At 62.1% G+C, this 6,285-nt stretch carries 3 protein-coding genes and 1 pseudogene; 3 read left to right on the top strand and 1 reads right to left on the bottom strand.

Annotated elements, in window-relative coordinates; genetic code table 11:
• Nucleotides 1–79: 79 nt before the first annotated feature.
• Nucleotides 80–1,624 (bottom strand): annotated as a pseudogene (locus tag LNV09_RS24850) (methyl-accepting chemotaxis protein).
• Between the two features lie 1,570 nt (nt 1,625–3,194).
• Here LNV09_RS24850 and LNV09_RS24500 point away from each other — a divergent pair.
• The 3 genes from LNV09_RS24500 to LNV09_RS24490 form a co-directional block, all read left to right on the top strand.
• Nucleotides 3,195–4,694, top strand: coding sequence for a phospholipase D family protein (locus LNV09_RS24500; protein ID WP_263559685.1), 1,500 nt, complete (start codon nt 3,195–3,197; stop codon nt 4,692–4,694).
• 116 nt (nt 4,695–4,810) lie between these two features.
• A complete protein-coding gene (locus tag LNV09_RS24495) occupies nt 4,811–5,485 on the top strand; it encodes a DUF3047 domain-containing protein (protein WP_263559684.1) in 675 nt (224 codons plus the stop codon).
• Nucleotides 5,486–5,837: 352 nt separating this feature from the next.
• Nucleotides 5,838–6,285 (top strand): hypothetical protein (locus LNV09_RS24490; RefSeq protein WP_263559683.1); only part of this gene is annotated, 448 nt, incomplete at its 3' end.

The raw sequence follows: 6,285 nt of genomic DNA, 5'->3' as shown, positions 1-6,285 counted from the left end.
AGTGGTTAGTGTGTTGCACCGACCAGTTGAATCCGCCGCACTGAGTTGCCACGCAGTCAGTACCTCAAACACCGAGCGATCAGCGGTCGCCCTTAAGTCGGAACACGGCGACGGCGTGCACCAACTGCTCCGCTTGAGTGCGCAGGCTTTCGGCGGCCGCGGCCGATTCTTCGACCAAGGCGGCATTCTGCTGGGTTGCTTTGTCCATGTGTGTGACGGCTTCCCCGACCTGGGCCACGCCCTGGCTCTGCTCGACGCTGGCTGCGCTGATCTCGCCGACGATGTCGGTGACCCGGCGAATCGACGCGACGACCTCGGTCATTGTGCTGCCGGCTCGGTCCACCAGAGCCGTCCCCTGCTCAACCCGCTCGACACTGGCTCCGATCAAGCTCTTGATCTCCTTGGCTGCGTCGGCGCTGCGTTGCGCCAGGGTGCGCACCTCACCGGCCACCACCGCGAACCCGCGACCCTGTTCACCCGCCCGGGCGGCCTCCACCGCCGCATTGAGTGCGAGGATATTGGTCTGGAAGGCAATGCCGTCGATGACGCCGATGATGTCGCTGATCTTGCGTGAGCTGTCGTTAATGTCTTTCATGGTGGCGACCACCTGGGCCACCACCTCGCCCCCCTGTGTGGCCACGCTGCTGGCGCTCTGCGCCAGTTGGTTGGCTTGGCGGGCGTTATCGGCGTTATGTCTGACGGTTGCACCCAGTTCTTCCATGGAGGCCGAGGTCTGCTCCAGCGCGCTGGCTTGCTGCTCGGTCCGGGCAGAGAGATCGTTGTTGCCGGAAGCGATTTCTGCGCTGGCCGTTGCGACGCTTTCCGAGCCTTGGCGCACCGTGTGCACGACCTGGGCGAGGCTTTGCTGCATCGTGTCCAAGGACTAGACCAGCAGACCAATCTCATCTCGACCGCGAACCTCCAGGGTGGCCGTCAGATCGCCTGCGCCTATCCGTTCGGCAATACGGCTGGCATGGGCCAGGCCACCGGAGATGCTGCGCGACAGATGCCAGCTCAACAGGCTTGCCAACACGATGGCGATCACAAAAAGCACGGCACCCATGATGTAGATCTGCCGAAAAGCGGCTTTCACCTCGGCTTGGGCCGCTCTGACGCTCTCTACCTCTCCATCGACCAGTTGCTGAGTCACGCGGATGTATTCATCGGTGGCGGGCGCAAACTTCTTCTGCACCAGATCCCGCGCGCCTTCGCTCTCTCCGGCGGCTTTCAGGCTATTGACTTCGTCGCGTACGGCCAACCAGCTTTTGCGGACCTCTCCGACCCGGTCGGCACGTTGCCGTGAGGCGGGGTCCTGTACCGTCTCGAGAAATGCCTTTTGCGTCTCCGAGGTCTGCTTGGTGGTGTCGGCCATCTGGTCTTTGAAGAAGGCCAGCAGCGTCCCGCCTTCGGAAAACGCCACCGCCAGCGAACGGGCTGAGTTCTGGCGTACATGGCCTTGCCAGTAGCTTGCCAGCTGCACCAATGCGGCCGAACGCTCCATCCTTTCGGTCGCAGCAGCCGCTTTCTCGACGCGCAAGGCCGTAACCGCAGCGAGCAGGATGAACAGCAGGATCACGGTCCCAAAGCCCAGTTGCAGTCGGGTCGATATCTTTAAGTCACTCATGCTTTGTCTCCTATGGATCGATTGACGCCTTGAGTGCAGGGTTGTCGGCAAGTGTAGAAATCAACTCGCCGGGCATCGCGGCGAAAAGCGACCCCAAGGCGCTGATATCGGCCACGCCAGAAGGCACTTGAGGCCACAGTTGCCGTGAAGGAAAGCGGGCCAAAGTGGGGGCACACCTAGCCAGTGAAACGGATGAAGTCCATGCTCACCCTCTAGACGGGCTTTCGACGATCAGGCGATAGGCAAGCAGGACGAGCAGCAGCACGCGCAGTTGATGCGTCAACGGGTTCTTCATCGGCGGTTGCGGTCCATGGGGTGTTGGCGCCGACCCAGAGATGAGCCGCCCCGCCGAAACTTGAGTGAGCCAGTGTTTGCGACAAGAGCATCCACAGCCATGCAGGTGTGGGATCTACATGCATGGCTCACCAGATTGTCGGGACCGACGCGCAAAGTGGCTCAAATTCGCCTCGGCGCCAACATGTATTGGAAATGCACATGCGTGATCCATATATCGCACCAGTGAGGGACGGCAGCCGCAAGGCGCTTCGCACTGACCTTGGTTCTCTGAACCTGCCTGCGCTGAAGTCGCCGGGGCTGTTGGATCGTCTTCGCGAACGCATCCGTTTGCCGTCCTGAAAGCGGCCGCTGGTCAATGACCGCTTACTGACAATGATCAGGGCTCAAGAAGCTCAGTTGGGACGACCGCAATGTGCACCGTGCTGGCGCCACCCACTGCGCATCCGAATGACAGCAGCTGGCCTGGAGCGTGAGGCCGCAACAACGCCCGTAAGCCGACGTTGACCAAAACGGTCGGCTACCCGAACGTCAGCTTTGCGGCTCCTGCTCGAACTGTCGGCTTGGAGCAGGCCCGGACTTTTCGAGGTCACTGCCCGCGTAGCAACTCGGTGCCCATCGCCGACATTCGATCCCGTCCTTTGCCAGGCAGTTGACGGCCCTCAAGCTGCCATTCCCTGCGCTCAGTGCCGTTGCCCGCTTGCAGCCGTTCAACGTCGAAGCTATGGGTACCCTGCCGCCGCCACTGCTGCGCATCCTAATTACAAAACCTGGCCGGGGGCGTGAGGCCACACCATCGCCAGTAAGCTGGCGCTAACCAAAAAGGTCGGCGTAAAGGGGAGTGAACAAAGGAACAAACTAAACAGAGTTCGGGCTACGCGCGGTTGCGGCAGTGGCGCGCATTCTGGGCTTTGTGGCTGTTGCACTCTTGACTTATGCCTAGGCGGCCAATGCCTTGCGACAGCTCCCTGCCACTCTGCCGCTGGCCCACGAAATTTGCCAGTTCTTCTTGGATAATGCCTTGAGGCCGGCCTTCGCTGTCTTGGGTGTGTTGCCCAACGTTTTCCAATTTGTCTGGTCGTGTTCATCGCAAGGGGCGTGGCGTGGTGTGTATGAGGAGTTTGTCGGCATGTGCTCGGACCGCAATAGCATTCCCGGCATGCACCACGAAACCGGCTGCGCCATTCGCAGACCTGCGGTGAACACGGTGATTGGGTGTTCGAATCGCTGCGAAGCGAGCTTGGCAGTACGGCTTACCTGGTGCCGGACACTGTGCTTGGCCTTGCTGCTGTCTATGGTGGGTTGTGTTTCGGCGCCGCGCGCCGTACAACCTCCGCAGCCCAGCTACGCGCTTGATGCAGGTCGGCAAAGCAAGCTCGGCCGCATTGGCACGCAAGCCCTTGCAGCAGCTTTGGCTGAGGAGTCCGCGTTTCATCTGCTGCCGGCTGGGCGCGAGGCGCTGGCTGCTCGGCTCGCATTAGTGGCGGGAGCCGAGCGCAGTATCGACCTGCAGTACTACATCTTGCGCGCCGACAGCAGCGGCATGGGTTTGATGGCCGCGCTATGGCAGGCCGCTGAACGCGGCGTGCGGGTGCGTTTGCTGCTGGACGACTGGGGAGCCCGACCGGATGACGCGACGCTGCAGCGCTTGGCTGCCCACTCGCATATCGAGGTCCGCCTTTTCAACCCCCTGGTCCATCCGAGATCGGCAGCCTTGAGCCTGCTGCTCGACTTCGAGCGCACGCAGCAGCGCATGCACAACAAGCTGCTGCTGGCTGACAGTCAAGCGGCCATCGTCGGGGGACGCAATATTGGTGACGAGTACTTCTCGCGCCACCATGAGTTCGAGTTCGGCGACGTCGATGTGCTCACCTTCGGCCCTGTGGTTCCTCAGATGGCTGCGGCCTTTGACCTCTATTGGAATGACGCCCTGAGTCTGAGCTTGCTGTCCGACCCAGTCGCGCTGAAATCGCCAACTCAGCCCGCCGAGCCGGTCACTGAGCTGTGGAGTGCCGCACATGGCAGCGACTGGGCGCGGCGCCTCGCGGCAGGTGAACTGCGTTTTTTTAGCGGCCGTGCGACCGCCGTGCACGACAAACCCGGCAAGCTCGACCCCGAGCGGCCCTCAGAGGACTCCAGGCTGGGCCGTGAAATTGCAAGCGCCATGGGTGCGGTGGAACGCGAGTTGTTGATCGTCTCTCCCTATTTTGTGCCGGGTGATGGAGGCGTGGCTCAGCTGCGCGAATTGGCAAAGCGCGGTGTCCGAGTCACGGTTGTCACCAACACACTGGCCGCCACCGATGTGCCGGCTGTACATGCAGGCTATGCGCGCTACCGGCTTGAGCTACTTAAGGCCGGACTCGCGCTGTACGAATTGCGCCCCGACGCTGCGCAGCGGGAGCGCGGGCGTAATGAACGTAATGAACGTAATGAGCGCACAGGCTCTTCGCGCTTGTCACTGCATGCCAAGTTGATGGTCGCCGACCGCTCCAGCGCCTTCATCGGTTCAATGAATATCGACCCTCGCTCGCAGCGCCTCAATACCGAGAACGGTGTTGTTGTTGCCAGTCCGGCGCTTGCAGCGGAATTGGTCGACGGTGTGCAGCGCGCTTTGGTCAATGATGCGTGGCGTGTGCACGAAGAAGGCGAGGGGCTGCGCTGGACCGGGGTGCAAGATGGCAAGTTAGTGACGCTGGATCACGACCCCGGTGCTGGTTGGTGGCTGCGGCTACAGGCAAGCCTGCTTGCGTGGCTGCCGATAGAGGACTTGCTATGAAGAGAATGTGCCCTAAGCCAGGGCGGTCATATTGGGGCACGGTTGTGGCAGCAAGGTCTGAGCGGGTACCGGGAGCGTTCGCAGTCCATCTGATGGTTGCGCTAGCGCTCATCATCATGCTTGCCTCCCCAGGATCGGCTAGAGCTGAGAAGCCGGTCAGCGCAGACGAGGCGGACGGCTGGACCCATGTGCCCATCAATGATCGCAAGCCGCGCACTCAATACGAATTCAGTCGCGACGGCGAGCAGCTCACCATTCACGCCCGGGCAGAGAGCTCGGCCAGCTTGCTGATGAAGCCTGCAGCCGGTATTGAGCTTGCACGGACTCCGCTGGTGGCATGGCGCTGGCTGGTGTTGCAGTCTCCGCAAGAGGCGGACATTGCCGAGGCCGGACGTGAGGATGCTGCCGCGCGGCTGGTATTTGTCTTTGACGGCGACCGCAGCCGCCTGCCCTGGACCGACCGTGCGGTGATGGCCACAGCCGACCGCCTGGGCTCGCGCCCCATGCCGTTTGCGACGCTGATGTATGTCACTTCTTCCCTGCACCCGGTTGGCAGCGTGCTGCCTAACCCCTACACCCGGCGTGTGCGTATGCTCGTGGTTGATGCACAGAAGCCAAGTGTGCCTGCAAGCTGGCAGTCCTTCAGACGCGACTTGGTGGCGGACTACAAACAAGCCTTCGGTGAAGCGCCTGGCCCACTCATTGCTTGGGGCCTGATGAGCGACAGCGACAACACCGGCAGCCGCGCCGAGGCGGTCTACGCGCCAGTCCGCTTTTCAGCGCGGGATTGAGGCTGCGGCCTGAGAGCTCAAGGGCGAATACCGCCTACCGGATGCCGCGCCGACCAGCGACAGCGCCAGTAGCAACACGGCGCAGTTGCACACCCTGTTCGCGCTGTCCAATCTGTGGGTGGCGCGCCGCCATTTGCGGCGCAATGAAGGTATGAGAGCGCCGGCAAAGCGCAAAGTGCGCCAAATAGGTGACACGTAGGCGCGGAAATGCGCACAAACCTGCTTCCGATGAGGCCACCGATGTCACGAAACATATTCAATCTGCATCGAGCACAACCGGCAATGCTTTGTGCATCCGCAACATAGTTATGCGATAGTGGTGCGCTCTGGAGTCAATATCTACTTGCGCAAGATGCAAAGCAAGCACCGTTTATTGGGCCTTGCCCTTTTCTGTAGCCTGGCTGGGCTGCAACCCTCATACGCGCAGGTCAGGACCGACCCCTTTGAGCACCAACGAATCGAGTCCGTCCAGGTCACGATCGACAATCCCAGCCCAGACGCGGCGCTGAACTCGCGGGTCGAGGACTTGGTCCGGCGCACGCTGGCGGCCTACCCTAGCAGCCGCTTTTCCGAGGACCGCTTGATCGCGGCGCTGGCGCGCTTGTCGCGCGCGCCGGAGATTCGCGCCACCCGTCACGAAGTCGTCAACGGCAGCACCGGCGGGGTTCAGCTGCGCGTCGCCGTGACCCTGGCCAACGGCGCCGCGCCGCCAGCCGACGCCAGCCCGCAGTTCCCGACCCTGTACCAGTCGAACGGTACCTTGGTGCGCGCCAAGCTCGAGACGCTGGCCATGTATTACG

The sequence above is a fragment of the Paucibacter sp. B2R-40 genome, from assembly GCF_025717555.1.
Taxonomy (GTDB): Bacteria; Pseudomonadota; Gammaproteobacteria; order Burkholderiales; family Burkholderiaceae_C; genus Paucibacter_A.
The sequence above is the reverse complement of the archived record's forward strand: the minus strand, read 5'-3'. Positions and strand labels throughout refer to the sequence as shown.

What these genes read in the sequence shown, in the direction of transcription:
- LNV09_RS24495 (WP_263559684.1), top strand. Translation starts at nt 4,811, where the DNA reads ATGCTTGCCTCCCCAGGATCGGCTAGAGCTGAGAAGCCGGTCAGCGCA.